Here is a 14,006-nt window from a genome sequence, read left to right as displayed (position 1 = left end):
CTGAAGGGGTCCGCTTGTGGACCATCCCAAAAACTTTGGACCATCTCAGAAACGGGGAAACTTGATGTCAGAGCCAACAGCAGGATCCGGCGCGGAGCAGGACGGTCTGGTACCCGTCAAGCCTGTCGAAGCGGAACTGCTGGTGGTGACCGGCATGTCCGGAGCAGGCCGGAGCACCGCCTCCGACGCCCTGGAGGACCATGGCTGGTACGTCGTCGAAAACCTTCCCCCGCAGATGCTGGGGACGCTGGCGGAAATCGTCTCGCACGCGCCACAGTCCATCCCCAAGCTTGCCGTCGTCGTGGACGTGCGCAGCAAGGGCCTCTTCACCGATATCAGGACGGCGCTCGGCGCGCTCAGCGCCACCGGAATCACCTTCCGCGTCCTCTTCCTCGATGCCAGCGACAACGTCCTGGTGCGGCGGTTTGAGCAGGGCCGCCGCCCGCATCCACTCCAGGGCGGTGGCCGGATCCTGGACGGCATCGCGGCGGAGCGGGACGTCCTGAAAGAGCTAAAAGAATCCGCGGACGTCGTCTTGGACACGAGCACGTACAACGTCCACGGCCTGGCGACCGCCATCACCGAACTTTTCACCGACACGGGCCCTGTGGCGCTGCGCTTGAACGTCATGAGCTTCGGCTTCAAATACGGCCTGCCCGTGGACGCCAACTTCGTGGCGGATGCTCGCTTCATCCCCAACCCGCACTGGGTTCCGAAATTGCGTCCGCACACAGGGCTCGACGCCGACGTCAGCGACTATGTCCTGGGGGCCGCTGGCGTGAAGGACTTCGTCGACCGTTACGTCCTCGCCTTGGAGCCCGTCCTCGACGGCTATCGGACGGAAAACAAGCACTACGCCACCATTGCCGTCGGTTGCACCGGCGGCAAGCACCGTTCGGTCGCGGTCGCCGTCGAACTCTCCAAACGGCTCGCGCAATACCCGCGGGTCACCGTCACCACAAGCCACCGCGATCTGGGTCGCGAATAATGGGGGTCCTGACCGGACCCCTGCCGCTGGTTCCACCGAAAGGCACGCCGGGCAGCCAGCCCGCCAAAGGCCCCTCGGTTGTGGCACTCGGCGGCGGACACGGGCTTTCCGCGTCGTTGTCGGCGTTGCGGCTCCTGACCTCCGAGCTCACCGCTATTGTCACCGTTGCCGACGACGGCGGATCCTCCGGGCGGCTCCGCGAAGAGTACGGCGTCCTTCCGCCGGGCGACCTTCGAATGGCGCTGAGCGCACTGTGTGACGACACCGATTGGGGCCGCACCTGGCGGGACGTCATGCAGCATCGCTTCAAGACTCCAAGCGGACGCGAAGGTTCCCTGGACGACCATGCCATGGGGAACCTGCTCATTGTCACCCTCTGGGAGCTTCTGGGCGACGCCGTGGCCGGACTGAAATGGGCAGGCGCCCTCTTGGGTGCCCGCGGCCAGGTCCTCCCGATGTCCACCCAGCCGCTGAACATCGAGGGCGACGTCCGGGTGCCACTGCCCGGGGGCGGGTACGAGTTCCAGATCGTCAAAGGCCAGGCCAAGTGCGCCGTTGCCGGATCGCTCGAAAACGTCAGGCTCCTTCCGGAAGACGCACGCGCCTGCATCGAAGCGTTGACCGCAATCGAGCTTGCGGACTGGATCATCCTGGGTCCCGGCTCCTGGTACACGTCAGTGTTACCGCATTTGCTGCTGCCGGAAATGCGCCAGGCCTTGTGCGACACCCCCGCCAAACGCTGCCTCACCATGAACCTCGCCATGGACACCAAGGAAACCTCCGGGATGTCCGCGGCGGACCACCTGGATGCCCTGCGCCACTATGCGCCGGAGTTCAGCGTGGACGTTGTCCTGGCCGATCCCACCTCGATATCGGACCTCAAGGAATTCGAACGCGCTGCCGGGATGATCGGTGCGGAGGTGGTCTTGGGTAAAGTGGGGGCGTCGAGCCGCCGTCCAGTCCACGACCCGCTGCGTCTGGCATCGGCGTATCACGATATCTTCGGGAATAGTTAGGAACATGCGATGGCACTGACCGCATCGGTCAAGGAAGAACTTTCCCGGCTGGACATCAAGAAGTCGTCCGTCCGCAAGGCCGAAGTTTCGGCCATGCTGCGTTTTGCCGGCGGGCTGCACATCATTTCGGGCCGCATCGTGATCGAGGCGGAGGTTGACCTCGCCTCAACGGCGCGGCGGCTGCGCGCCGCGATCGCCGAAGTCTACGGGCACCAGAGCGAGATCATCGTCGTCTCCGGCGGGGGACTCCGTCGGGGTAGCCGCTACGTTGTCCGCGTAGTGCGCGACGGCGAAGCCCTGGCCCGCCAGACCGGCCTCCTCGACGGCCGCGGGCGGCCCGTGCGCGGCTTGCCGTCCGCCGTCGTCAACGGTTCGGCGTCGGACGCGGAGGCTGTGTGGCGCGGCGCGTTCCTGGCTCACGGTTCCCTCACCGAACCCGGCCGGTCATCCTCGCTCGAGGTCACGTGCCCCGGGCCGGAATCGGCGCTTGCCCTGGTGGGCGCTGCCCGCCGCCTCGGCATCCAGGCCAAGGCCCGGGAAGTGCGCGGCGTGGATCGCGTGGTCATCCGTGACGGCGACACCATCGCCGCGTTGCTCACCCGGATGGGCGCGCATGACGCCCTCATGGTGTGGGAGGAGCGCCGCATGCGGAAGGAAGTCCGGGCCACGGCCAACCGCCTCGCGAACTTCGACGACGCCAATCTGCGCCGTTCGGCCCAGGCCGCCGTCGCGGCTGGCGCCCGCGTGGACCGGGCCCTGGAAATCCTGGGTGACGACGTTCCGGACCACCTCAAGTACGCGGGTGAACTCCGGGTCGCGCACAAGCAGGCCAGCCTCGATGAATTGGGCCGGCTTGCCGATCCGCCCATGACCAAGGACGCCATCGCGGGAAGGATCCGCCGGCTGCTGGCCATGGCGGACAAGCGGGCCGGCGACCTGGGGATCCCGGGCACCGAGGCAAATGTGACCCCCGAAATGATGGACGAATAGGGCGCCCGTCCTAGAATCGTCAGGGTGTAGATTTCCGGCCGGTTCGCCGGTCGGATGAACAAAACGAGAGTTACCAAACGGACCCCGGTCCACTACATTGGAGGATTTCGTGACAGAGTACGTACTGCCCGAGCTCGGCTACGACTACGCAGCACTTGAGCCGCACATTTCGGCGAAGATCATGGAGCTGCACCACAGTAAGCACCACGCCGCCTATGTAGCAGGCGCCAACAACGCTTTGGCCCAGTTGGCCGAGGCGCGCGACAAGGGCGACTTCGCCAACATCAACCGCCTCTCCAAGGACCTCGCGTTCCACACCGGCGGCCACATCAACCACTCCGTGTTCTGGAACAACATCTCCCCGGACGGTGGCGACAAGCCCGAGGGTGAGCTGGCTGCGGCCATCGATGACGCCTTCGGCTCCTTCGATGCTTTCCGTGCCCAGTTCTCGGCAGCCGCGCTTGGACTGCAGGGTTCCGGCTGGGGCTTCCTTGCCTACGAGCCCATCGGCGGAAACCTCCTCATCGAGCAGCTCTACGACCAGCAGGGCAATGTCGCAGTCGGCACCACGCCGCTGCTCATGCTGGACATGTGGGAGCACGCTTTCTACCTGGACTACGTCAACGTCAAGGCCGACTATGTCAAGGCCTTCTGGAACATCGTCAACTGGGCCGACGTCGCAAAGCGCTTCGAAGCGGCCCGCGCGAACGCCACCGGGCTGATCGTTCTCTAGGGACTCCGCCCAGGATCGGTGAGTGACGCGGAATACACGGGGATGTAACAAACTTCACATTCAGGTGAATTTCGCCCAAATACCGGATTGTCTGCCCCCGCAGTTGCGGGGGCAGACGTAGTTAAACGTAAGATGGGTCACGGAAGGCGGTTAGCCTTCAGCAATGTGGCTGGTCGCCCTCCGATCTGATAATCACTTCTGCCCAATGATGTGCGGGAATTGTTAGTTGGAATCAAGATCCGACTCACTAGGTGTGCTTGCAAGAGCACCAAGGAGACTGAAATAGTGACCACCCGTATTGGTATCAACGGCTTTGGCCGCATCGGCCGCAACTACTTCCGCGCAGCACTCGCCCAGGGTGCCGACCTCGAAATTGTTGCGGTCAACGACCTCACGAGTCCCGAGGCACTTGCCCACCTTTTGAAGTACGACTCCGTCGGCGGCCGCCTGACCCAGTCCGTCGAAGTCAAAGAGGGCAACCTCATTGTCGACGGCAGCATCATCAAGGTCCTCGCAGAGCGCGACCCTGCAAACCTGCCGTGGGCCGAACTGGGCGTCGACATCGTCATCGAGTCCACCGGCTTCTTCACCAAGGCCGCCGCTGCGCAGAAGCACATCGACGCAGGTGCCAAGAAGGTCCTGATCTCCGCTCCTGCTTCGGACGAAGACATCACCATCGTCATGGGCGTCAACCACGAGCTCTACGACCCCGCAGCACACCACATCATTTCCAACGCTTCCTGCACCACCAACTGCCTCGGCCCGCTGGCCAAGGTGGTCAACGACGCCTTCGGCATCGAACGCGGCCTCATGACCACGGTGCACGCCTACACGGCGGACCAGAACCTGCAGGACGGCCCCCACAGCGATCTCCGCCGTGCCCGCGCCGCAGCGATCAACATGGTTCCCACCTCCACTGGTGCTGCCAAGGCGATCGGCCTCGTCCTTCCGGAACTCAAGGGCAAGCTCGACGGCTACGCCATCCGCGTCCCGGTCCCCACCGGTTCCGCCACGGACCTGACCGTCACGGTTTCCCGCGAAGTAACCGTTGAGGAAGTCAACGCGGCTCTCAAGGCAGCTTCGGAGACCGAGCAGTTCAAGGGCATCCTCAGCTACACGGCAGACCCGATCGTCTCTTCTGACATCGTCGGCGACCCCTCTTCTTCGATCTTCGACTCCGGCCTCACCAAGGTCATCGGCAACCAGGTCAAGGTTGTTTCCTGGTATGACAACGAATGGGGCTACTCCAACCGCCTCGTTGACCTCACGGAGCTCGTCGCATCCAAGCTGGGCTAGGGTAGACACATGACATCTCACACCCTCAACGAACTGATCGCTGAAGGTGTCCGCGGGCGGTACATTCTTGTCAGAAGTGACCTGAATGTGCCGCTCGACGGCTCTACAGTGACCGACGACGGCCGCATCAAGGCCTCCCTCCCGGTCATCGAAAAGCTCTCGGACGCCGGTGCCCGCGTGCTCGTCACCGCCCACCTGGGACGCCCCAAGGGCGCTCCCGAGGCCAAGTATTCGCTCAAGCCGGCTGTGGCGCGGCTTGCCGAGCTCGCGCCATTCAAGGTCCAGCTCGCGGAAGACACCGTTGGTGAGTCCGCCAAGGAGCTGGCCGGGTCCCTGGACGATGGAGACGTCCTGGTCCTGGAGAACGTCCGTTTCGACGCCCGCGAAACCAGCAAGGACGACGCCGAGCGCGGCGCCTTCGCCGATGAACTCGTGGCGCTCACCGGCGACAACGGTGCCTTCGTGGATGACGCCTTCGGCGCCGTCCACCGCAAGCACGCCAGCGTCTACGACGTCGCCACCCGGCTTCCTTCCTACCAGGGTGACCTTGTGCACACCGAGGTGGAGGTTCTGCGCAAACTCACCACGGATACCCAGCGCCCGTACGTCGTGGTCCTCGGCGGTTCCAAGGTCTCTGACAAGCTCGCAGTGATCGACAACCTCCTCGGCAAGGCAGACACCATCCTCGTCGGTGGCGGAATGCTCTTCACCTTCCTCGCAGCGGCCGGTCACAAGGTTGCGGGCAGCCTGCTTGAAGCTGACCAGATCCCCGTGGTCCAGGACTACCTCAAGCGCGCCTCCGACGCCGGTACCGCCTTCGTCATCCCCACCGACGTCGTGGTCGCAAGCCGCTTCGCCGCTGACGCTGAACACGAAGTGGTCGCCGCTGACGCGATCGAGGACAGCTCGTTCGGCGCCTCCGGCATTGGCCTGGACATCGGACCGGTATCCGCGGAGGCTTTCGCCGGGCAGATCAAGGCCGCACAGACTGTGTTCTGGAACGGCCCCATGGGCGTCTTCGAATTCGAAGCCTTCTCCGGCGGCACCCGTGCCATCGCCCAGGCCTTGACTGAGACGCCGGCATTCACCGTGGTTGGCGGCGGCGACTCCGCCGCGGCCGTCCGGACCCTCGGCTTTGAGGACTCCCAGTTCGGACACATTTCCACGGGCGGCGGCGCCAGCCTGGAATACCTTGAAGGCAAGGATCTTCCCGGGCTGAGCGTTCTGGACCGCTAAGGCTACATGGCCGGCGGGGCGCCCTTCCTTGAAGGCAAGCGCCCCGCCGGCTTTCCCTATCTCAACGCATCTTTGGAGCACACGTGACAACTTCTGCCAACGGAAACTTCATCCGCAAGCCCTTCATTGCCGGCAACTGGAAGATGAACATGGACCACGTCCAGGGCATCACCCTGCTCCAGAAGCTGGCTTGGACCCTCTCCGACGCCAAGCACGACTACAGCCGGGTGGAGGTGTCGGTCTTCCCCCCGTTTACCGATCTGCGCGGTGTGCAGACCCTCGTCCAGGGCGACGAGTTGGACGTCGTCTATGGCGGACAGGACCTCTCGCAGTTCGACTCCGGAGCGTATACCGGCGATATCTCCGGCCAGTTCCTCAACAAGCTCGGTTGCGCCTATGTCCTGGTGGGCCACAGCGAACGCCGCACCATCCACAACGAGGACGACCAGGTCATCAACGCGAAGGTCAAAGCAGCCTTCCGCCACGACGTTACGCCGGTCCTGTGTGTCGGCGAGGGCCTTGAGGTCCGCCAGGCCGGCACCCATGTGGAGCACACGCTGGCCCAGTTGCGCGCTGGCGTCGAAGGCCTCACCGCAGACCAGGCCGGCGAACTGGTTGTCGCGTACGAGCCTGTCTGGGCCATTGGTACTGGCGAAGTCGCGGGTCCCGAAGACGCACAGGAGATGTGCGCCGCTATCCGTTCAGAGCTCGCATCCTTGTTCGACGATGCTGTGGCCGCCAAGACCCGCCTCCTTTACGGTGGTTCGGTCAAGGCCAACAATGCGGCAGCGATCATGGCCGAAAGCGACGTCGACGGCTTGCTGGTGGGTGGCGCGAGCCTGGACCCCGCCGAGTTTGCTAACATTGTCAGGTTCGAGAGCCACCTCAGCGCGGCTTAGTCCGTTTCCGGTTCCGCTCCCGTTTTCCGTTCTTCTGAAAGGCCGTCGTGGACGTTCTTCAAGTCATTCTGCAGATTCTGCTGGGCATTACCAGCCTTCTGCTGACGCTGCTCATCCTCCTCCACAAGGGACGTGGCGGCGGGTTGTCCGATATGTTTGGCGGTGGCATGAGCTCAGGATTGAGTTCTTCAGGTGTCGCAGAGCGAAACCTCAACCGCTTCACCATCGTCTTGGGCTGCACTTGGGGTGTCGTGATCATTGGACTTGGCCTCATCATGCGCTTCACCGCGGGCGGAGACTCCTAGCACTGCCGTCGCCGGGATCCTCCCACTAGACTAGGCTGCATGGCCTTCAAGCCATGCAGCCGAACTCTCAAGGGGATCGACGATGGTTCATGGTACTTCTGGATTCCGGGGCACACGGGCCGGCGTAACAGCTGGATCGGCCCCGAGAAACCAACCCGACTCTGTAGTCGGCGAAAGCTTGCCGCGTATTCGTGTTCCCTATTGGTGCGCCAAGGGACATGAGACGCGGCTTGTTTTCGTTAAACTCCCGGAAGATCAAATCCCGATCCGGTGGGATTGCCCGAAGTGTGGCCTGGTTGCCGTCCGCGAACAGGGCGAAGCCACCATGGAACGTGCGGACGAAGAAATCTTCAAGAGCCACCTGGACTACGTTAAAGAAAGACGCTCCAGCCAAGACGCGGAGATTGTCCTGGCCGGAGCGCTCAAGCGGCTACGCGCCCGCGGGGTCCTTTCGGACGAGCTGCTGGGGGACGCGTGAGGCTGCATTCTCATCGATAAGCCACAGGGTCCTCGAGCGGCCACTGGGCCCGGAGGCGGGAACCTGTACCGGGTTGGCCCCGGCAAGTGCCAGCCCCACGGCGCCGGCCTTGTCCTCGCCTGCCACGACCATCCAGATTTCCTGGGCGGAGTTGATGGCGGGCAAGGTCAGCGAAATCCTCGACGGCGGTGGCTTGGGGGAGTTCTCGACCCCCACCACCGTACGGTCCTTCACGCGGATACCTGCCTGCTCCGGGAAGAGCGAGGCAATATGCGCATCCGGACCCACCCCGAGCAGCAGGATGTCGAAGCGGGGCAACTCGCCTGCCTCCTCGGGACGGTTGTCCGAGGTGTCCGCGGAGTGCTCGGCCTCGGCAGCGGCTTTGAGCCGGGCCGCGTAGTCCGCCGCGGCCTCGTCCGCGGTGGCGAACTCATCCGATGATCCCGGTTCGTGCACGCGGGCCGGGTCCACCGGCAGGCTGGAGAGCAGTGCCTCACGCGCTTGCACGGTGTTGCGGTCGGTGCTGTCCTTGCCGACGAAGCGCTCGTCACCCCACCAGAAGTTCACCCGGGACCAGTCAACGGCCGGCGCCGCGGGCGAATCGGCAACCGCTTTCAGGGTGCCGATGCCCACGGTTCCGCCGGTGAGGACCACAGTGGCTTCTCCGTGCTTGTCCTGGACGTCCACCAGCTTGGTGATGAGCCGTGCTGCGATCGCGGCCATAAGGACGGCGGAGTCGGGATGGATGCTTACTCTTGGGTCAGCGCTCACTGGGACGGTCACTCCTTGCTATTGGTTCGGGGCAGTCCCATAGTAATCACTTCTCCGAAGACATCGTCCGGATCAAGACGGCGCAATTCTTCGGCGAGGCAGTCCCGCAGGCTGCGGCGAGGCAGTGAAATCCGCTGCGCGGGCTGGCCCGGCTGGGTCAGTTCCGCAATGGTGAGTCCGGGACGGACCAGCTGGACGTCGCCTGTGGCGCGGCTCAGCCGTACCCTGCGGATGCCTGTTCCCGCCGGGTCGGCAACAATCTGGACCGGAGCGTCGAGGAACAGGGTGAGCCAGGCGGCCAGCAGCAGCGTGCTGGGCGAGTCGGAAGCACCCTCGACGGCGATGGCCGTGACGGGGGATTCGTCTACCTGGTCCAGGGCTGCCGCGAGCTGGAGGCGCCAGTTGGTCAGGCGTGTCCAGGCCAGATCGGTGTCGCCGGCCCGGTACGTGTTCCGGATCCGGGCCAGCGCTGCTGCGGGGTCGGCCTCGTTGGCGGAGTCCGTGATGCGGCGGTGCGCGATCCTGCCGATGGAGGTCTCGCAGGCGTTCTCGGGTGCTCCGTGCGGCCACCAGGCCACGATCGGCGCGTCCGGGAGCAGCAGTGCCGCGACGAGGGATTCGCTTTCCTTGGCGAGTTCACCGTAACCGCGCAGCACGATGACTTCTGATGCTCCGGCGTCGCCACCCACGCGGATCTGGGCGTCGAGGCGGTTCGGCGCTTCGCTGCCTGCGTCCGCGAGGACGATGATGCGGCACGGATGTTCGCGGCTGGCCTCGTTGGCTGCCTCGATGGCTTCTTCCTCAAGCCCGGACTTGGTCACCACCACGAGGGTCAGGACGCGTCCAAGGGCGATCACACCTCCCTGCTCGCGCAGGGAGGTGATCTTCTTGGAGATCTTGGAGGTGGTGGTGTCGGGAAGATCTACGATCATGGCCTTCTCCAGGTTCGTCCGTCGCGGGCAAGCAGCTCGTCGGCCGAGGCCGGGCCCCAGCTGCCGGGAGCGTAGGGTTCGGGCTGTTCGTCGAGTCCGGCCCAGTATTCCTCGAAGGGGTCCAGGATCTTCCAGGACTCCTCGACTTCCTGGTGCCGCGGGAAGAGCGGGGGCTCGCCGAGCAGCACGTCCAGGATCAGGCGTTCGTACGCCTCGGGGCTGGACTCCGTGAACGAGTGGCCGTAGCCGAAGTCCATGGTCACGTCGCGGACTTCCATCTGCGTGCCGGGAACCTTGGACCCGAAGCGGATGGTAGCGCCCTCGTCGGGCTGGACCCGGATGACCACGGCGTTCTGGCCGAAGTCGTCCTCGCCATGGCCGCGGAACAGCAGGTTGGGTGCGCGCTTGAACACCACGGCGATTTCCGTGACGCGGCGGCCAAGACGCTTGCCGGCCCGCAGGTAGAACGGAGCCCCGGCCCAGCGCCGGGTGTTGATGTCCAGGCGGATGGCCGCGTAGGTTTCCGTCTTGGAATCGGCCGGAATGCCGTCTTCCTCGAGGTAGCCCTGCACCAATTCCCCGCCCTGCCAGCCCCCGGTGAACTGGCCGCGGGCCGAATGGGTGGAGAGGTCCTCGGGAAGCCTGACAGCAGCGAGGACCTTTTCCTTCTCGGCACGCAGGTCATCGGCGTTGAAGGAAATGGGCTCCTCCATGGCCGTCAGGGCCAGCAACTGCAGCAGGTGGTTCTGGATGACGTCGCGGGCCGCGCCGACGCCGTCGTAATACCCCGCCCGGCCCCCGGTGCCGATGTCCTCGGCCATGGTGATCTGGACGTGGTCAACATAGTTGGCGTTCCACAAAGGCTCGAACAACTGGTTGGCGAAGCGCAGGGCCAGGATGTTCTGGACCGTTTCCTTGCCAAGGTAGTGGTCGATGCGGAAGACCGCGTCCGGCGGGAAGACGGACTCCACGATGTCGTTGAGCTTGCGCGCGGACTCCAGGTCGTGGCCGAAGGGCTTCTCGATGACCACGCGGCGCCACTGGCCGTCGCCGGCCTGCGCCAGCCCGTGCTTGGAGAGCTGCTGGCAGACCTGCTCGAAGGCCTTGGGCGGGATGGACAGGTAGAAACCGTGATTGCCGCGCGTGCCGCGGGTCTCGTCGAGTTCGTCAAGCGTGGCGCTGAGGCGCTTGAACGCCTGGTCGTCGTCGAACTCTCCCTGGACGAAGCGGATGCCCTCGGAGAGCTGGTTCCAGACGGCGTCGTCGAACGGGGTGCGGGAGTGCGCCTTGACGTTCTCCTTGACCTCGTTCGCGAAGTCCTCGTTGCTCCAGTCCCGCCGGCCGAAGCCGACGAGCGCGAAGCTCGGCGGCAACAGCCCGCGGTTGGCGAGGTCGTAGACCGCCGGCATGAGTTTCTTCCGGGCAAGGTCGCCGGTGACTCCGAAGAACACCAGCGACGATGGCCCTGCGATGCGGTTCAGGCGCCGATCCCGAGGATCCCGAAGGGGATTGCGGTGGCTTGCCTTTCCGGTGGACCGGTAACCGATTTCAGTTTCTGGCATGTTTGGGTTTGTGCCTTAGCTTTCGAGCGCGCTGGCCTGGCCGGCCAATGCGGCGACGATTTCCTGGAGCTGGGCAACGCCGGCTCCGCGGTCCGTGAGGTGCAGACGCAGTACCGGGCGGCCGTGGTTCTCGAGAACCTGGGCATCGCCGGCCGCCTGGGCCGCAATCAGCTGACCGAAGGTGAACGGCCGTTCCGGAATGGCGATGTCGCCGGTCGCGGAAGCGGTCACTTGCAGGAACGAACCGATGGCCGGTCCGCCCTTGTGGAATTGCCCGGTGGAGTGCAGGAAGCGCGGACCCCAGCCAAAAGTGACCGGGCGGCCGCTGACCCCGGCGAGTTCGTCCCGGATGCCCTCAAGCTGCGCGAACGCGATCCGGTCGAAATACGCCTGGACGCTCAGGTAGCCGTCCGTGCCGAGTTCGCCGAGGAGCGCCTTGACGGCATCGGCGGCCGTTGCCGCGTCGCCGAGCCACGCACCTCCGCGGACCTCGATCGCGCCGTCGACGAAGTTCGCCGGCGTCGGCTCGGGACGCGCGTCCAACAGGCCGCGCGCGGCAATCTTGGCTGCCTCGACGTCGGGCTGGTCAAAGGGGTTGATGCCCAGCAGGCGGCCGGCGACCGAGGTGGCGAATTCCCAGACGAACATCTGGGTGGCGAGGCCACCGGCGATGGCGGCTTCGTTTTCGCCGAGTTCGACGTCGGATTCCGCACCGACGAGGCGGATCACCAGGACGTCTTCCGCACCGCTGCTGACCTCGGGTGCGGAAGGACCTGCAACAACCGGCAGGACCCCCGTGCCGAGCTTGCCCGTGGATTCGGCGATGAGCTGTTCGGCCCAGTCCGCGAAGCCGACGATTCCGGAACCGTCTTCGACGATGACGATCTTGTTGCGCAGCGGGGTGGTTCCGCCCAGGGCGGCACCGAGCCGGAGCCCGATGTTCTCGGGTGAGTCTTCGTTGAGGATTTCCGCAGCTTCCTCGGCCTCGTCCAGGAATGCCTGGATGTCGACTCCCGCGAGGCCGCTGGGGACCAGGCCGAAAGCCGTCAGCGCCGAAAAGCGGCCGCCGACGTTCGGGTCGGCGTTGAAGACGGCACGGTAGCCGGCTTCACGGGAGGCCTTGTCCAGCGGGGAACCCGGATCGGTCACGATGACGATGCGGCTCTTGGCATCGATGCCGGCCTCGGTGAAGGCCTGCTCGAATACTCGTCGCTGCGAGTCGGTTTCCACGGTGGAGCCTGACTTGGACGAGACCACGATGGCGGTCTCGGCCAGGCGGTCCGCGAGGGCAGCACCGACTTGTTCGGGGTCTGTGCTGTCCAGCACGGTCAGCTCGACGCCAGCAGTGCCGGCAATGACCTCGGGGGCAAGCGAAGAGCCGCCCATGCCACACAGGACAATGCGGGAGACGCCTTCGGCCCGGAGGGCATCCCGGAGTCCCAGGATCCCTTCGACCAAGGGCTGGGAAACGGTTGCCGCTTCCACCCATCCGAGACGGATGGCGGATTCGGATTCGGCGTCCGGACCCCACAGAGTGTGGTCCTTGGCGAAAATCCTGGTGGCAATCCGGTCTTCGACAAGTGCCGGGATGTGTTGCTCGATGGCCTGCTGCGCAGCACCGCTGGCGTCGTAGCTGAGAGTGCTCATGTGGGTTAGGAAGCCTTCCGTGCAGAGGCGAGGGCACCTTCGACGTCGGCCAGAAGTTCCTTCCAGCTGGCGACGAACTTGTCCAGGCCCTCGGATTCGAGGATTGCGACGACGTCGTTGTAGGAGATGCCCAGGCCCTCGAGTGCGTTGAGGACGTTGTTTGCTTCTTCGTAGGTGCCGGAGATGGTGTCACCCGTGACGACGCCGTGGTCGAACGTGGCGTCGAGGGTCTTTTCCGGCATGGTGTTGACGACGCCGGCCGCGACCAGTTCGGTCACGTACAGGGTGTCCGGGTACGCCGGGTCCTTGACGCCGGTGGAGGCCCACAGCGGGCGCTGCGGGAGCGCGCCGGCTTCGGCCAGGACTGCCCAACGCTCGGTGGAGAACAGCTCTTCGTAGACCTGGTAGGCGAGGCGGGCGTTGGCGACGCCTGCCTTGCCCTTGAGGGCCTTGGCCTCATCGGTGCCGATGGCGTTGAGGCGCTTGTCGATCTCGGTGTCCACGCGGGAGACGAAGAAGGACGCCACGGAGTGGATCTTGGAGAGGTCGTGGCCGTTTTCCTTGGCCAGCTCCAGGCCGGACTGGAAAGCGTTGATGACGGCGCGGTAGCGCTCCAGGGAGAAGATCAGGGTCACGTTGACGCTGATGCCCTCGGCCAGGGTTGCCGTGATGGCGGCGAGGCCTTCGAGGGTTGCCGGGATCTTGATGTGGACGTTGTCCTTGTTGACCTTCTTGTACAGGTGCTTGGCCTCGGCGATGGTGCCTTCGGTGTCCCACGCCAGGCGGGGGTCCACCTCGATGGAGACGCGGCCGTCCACGCCGTTGCTCGCTGCCGCGACCGGGGCGAAGAGGTCGCAGGCATCGGCGACGTCGGTGGTGGTGATCTCGAAGACAGTCTCTTCAACGGTTGCGCCCTTGGCGGCCTCTTCGGCAATCACGGCGTCGTAGTCGCTGCCGGCGGTGATGGCGGCGTGGAAGATGGACGGGTTGGTGGTGACACCAACTACGTTCTTCTCTTCGATGAGCTTCTGCAGGCTGCCGCTGGAAAGGCGTTCGCGGGAGAGGTCGTCAAGCCAGATGGACACGCCGGCGTCGGAAAGCTGCTGGGTGGGAGTCGTAGTCATTTCTTTAATCTCCTTGGAAATCTGTTCGT

The 14,006-nt window shown here is 64.9% G+C and carries 14 protein-coding genes; 9 read left to right on the top strand and 5 right to left on the bottom strand.

The genetic code is table 11. The features are described from left to right. Nucleotides 1-64: 64 nt before the first annotated feature. From rapZ to QRN51_RS00590, 9 genes are all read left to right on the top strand, one after another. Nucleotides 65-988: an RNase adapter RapZ gene (gene rapZ, locus QRN51_RS00630; RefSeq protein ID WP_284988224.1), complete on the top strand. Its 924-nt coding sequence runs from the start codon at nt 65-67 to the stop codon at nt 986-988. After that, nucleotides 988-2,004, top strand: coding sequence for a gluconeogenesis factor YvcK family protein (locus QRN51_RS00625; protein ID WP_284988223.1), 1,017 nt, complete (start codon nt 988-990; stop codon nt 2,002-2,004). Before rapZ ends, QRN51_RS00625 begins: the two co-directional genes overlap by 1 nt. A 9-nt stretch (nt 2,005-2,013) precedes the next feature. Next, nucleotides 2,014-2,994 carry a DNA-binding protein WhiA gene (gene whiA, locus QRN51_RS00620; protein WP_133202987.1) on the top strand — a complete coding sequence of 327 codons (981 nt, stop codon included), beginning with the start codon at nt 2,014-2,016 and terminating at the stop codon, nt 2,992-2,994. Nucleotides 2,995-3,103: 109 nt separating this feature from the next. Then, nucleotides 3,104-3,727: a superoxide dismutase gene (locus tag QRN51_RS00615; protein ID WP_059389282.1), complete on the top strand. Its 624-nt coding sequence runs from the start codon at nt 3,104-3,106 to the stop codon at nt 3,725-3,727. Nucleotides 3,728-4,012: 285 nt separating this feature from the next. Continuing rightward, the gene (gap, locus tag QRN51_RS00610) at nt 4,013-5,023 is read left to right on the top strand and encodes a type I glyceraldehyde-3-phosphate dehydrogenase (protein ID WP_059389281.1); all 1,011 of its coding nucleotides are present in this window, start codon (nt 4,013-4,015) and stop codon (nt 5,021-5,023) included. A gap of 9 nt (nt 5,024-5,032) precedes the next feature. Beyond that, on the top strand, nt 5,033-6,259 hold the full coding sequence (locus QRN51_RS00605) for a phosphoglycerate kinase (RefSeq protein ID WP_284988222.1): 1,227 nt from the start codon (nt 5,033-5,035) through the stop codon (nt 6,257-6,259). An 83-nt stretch (nt 6,260-6,342) separates the two neighbouring features. Further along, on the top strand, nt 6,343-7,158 hold the full coding sequence (tpiA, locus tag QRN51_RS00600) for a triose-phosphate isomerase (RefSeq protein WP_284988221.1): 816 nt from the start codon (nt 6,343-6,345) through the stop codon (nt 7,156-7,158). 47 nt (nt 7,159-7,205) lie between these two features. Next, on the top strand, nt 7,206-7,463 hold the full coding sequence (gene secG, locus QRN51_RS00595) for a preprotein translocase subunit SecG (protein ID WP_059389278.1): 258 nt from the start codon (nt 7,206-7,208) through the stop codon (nt 7,461-7,463). An 82-nt stretch (nt 7,464-7,545) separates the two neighbouring features. Continuing rightward, on the top strand, nt 7,546-7,941 hold the full coding sequence (locus QRN51_RS00590) for an RNA polymerase-binding protein RbpA (protein WP_284988220.1): 396 nt from the start codon (nt 7,546-7,548) through the stop codon (nt 7,939-7,941). Here QRN51_RS00590 and pgl read toward each other — a convergent pair. Genes pgl through tal form a run of 5 tightly spaced genes read right to left on the bottom strand, consistent with a single transcriptional unit; the run spans nt 7,894 to nt 13,977 of the window. Continuing rightward, nucleotides 7,894-8,712 carry a 6-phosphogluconolactonase gene (pgl, locus tag QRN51_RS00585; protein ID WP_284988219.1) on the bottom strand — a complete coding sequence of 273 codons (819 nt, stop codon included), beginning with the start codon at nt 8,710-8,712 and terminating at the stop codon, nt 7,894-7,896. The genes QRN51_RS00590 and pgl overlap by 48 nt on opposite strands. A gap of 8 nt (nt 8,713-8,720) precedes the next feature. After that, nucleotides 8,721-9,644: a glucose-6-phosphate dehydrogenase assembly protein OpcA gene (locus tag QRN51_RS00580; protein ID WP_284988218.1), complete on the bottom strand. Its 924-nt coding sequence runs from the start codon at nt 9,642-9,644 to the stop codon at nt 8,721-8,723. Continuing rightward, complete coding sequence (zwf, locus tag QRN51_RS00575) at nt 9,641-11,206, bottom strand: glucose-6-phosphate dehydrogenase (protein WP_059389277.1); 1,566 nt, start codon at nt 11,204-11,206, stop codon at nt 9,641-9,643. Before zwf ends, QRN51_RS00580 begins: the two co-directional genes overlap by 4 nt. Before the next feature lie 15 nt (nt 11,207-11,221). Further along, nucleotides 11,222-12,853 carry a glucose-6-phosphate isomerase gene (locus QRN51_RS00570; protein WP_284988217.1) on the bottom strand — a complete coding sequence of 544 codons (1,632 nt, stop codon included), beginning with the start codon at nt 12,851-12,853 and terminating at the stop codon, nt 11,222-11,224. A 5-nt stretch (nt 12,854-12,858) separates the two neighbouring features. Continuing rightward, nucleotides 12,859-13,977, bottom strand: coding sequence for a transaldolase (tal, locus tag QRN51_RS00565; protein WP_284988216.1), 1,119 nt, complete (start codon nt 13,975-13,977; stop codon nt 12,859-12,861). Between the last annotated feature and the right edge of the window lie 29 nt (nt 13,978-14,006).

Source organism: Arthrobacter sp. efr-133-TYG-120 (assembly GCF_030209785.1).
GTDB lineage: Bacteria > Actinomycetota > Actinomycetes > Actinomycetales > Micrococcaceae > Arthrobacter.
The sequence above is the reverse complement of the archived record's forward strand: the minus strand, read 5'-3'. Positions and strand labels throughout refer to the sequence as shown.

Bases quoted from the DNA above. Each gene is read 5' to 3' on its own strand.
- rapZ (WP_284988224.1), top strand. From the start codon at position 65: ATGTCAGAGCCAACAGCAGGATCCGGCGCGGAGCAGGACGGTCTGGTA.
- QRN51_RS00625 (WP_284988223.1), top strand. From the start codon at position 988: ATGGGGGTCCTGACCGGACCCCTGCCGCTGGTTCCACCGAAAGGCACG.
- whiA (WP_133202987.1), top strand. From the start codon at position 2,014: ATGGCACTGACCGCATCGGTCAAGGAAGAACTTTCCCGGCTGGACATC.
- QRN51_RS00605 (WP_284988222.1), top strand. From the start codon at position 5,033: ATGACATCTCACACCCTCAACGAACTGATCGCTGAAGGTGTCCGCGGG.
- QRN51_RS00590 (WP_284988220.1), top strand. From the start codon at position 7,546: ATGGTTCATGGTACTTCTGGATTCCGGGGCACACGGGCCGGCGTAACA.
- QRN51_RS00580 (WP_284988218.1), bottom strand. From the start codon at position 9,644: ATGATCGTAGATCTTCCCGACACCACCACCTCCAAGATCTCCAAGAAG.
- zwf (WP_059389277.1), bottom strand. From the start codon at position 11,206: ATGCCAGAAACTGAAATCGGTTACCGGTCCACCGGAAAGGCAAGCCAC.
- QRN51_RS00570 (WP_284988217.1), bottom strand. From the start codon at position 12,853: ATGAGCACTCTCAGCTACGACGCCAGCGGTGCTGCGCAGCAGGCCATC.
- tal (WP_284988216.1), bottom strand. From the start codon at position 13,977: ATGACTACGACTCCCACCCAGCAGCTTTCCGACGCCGGCGTGTCCATC.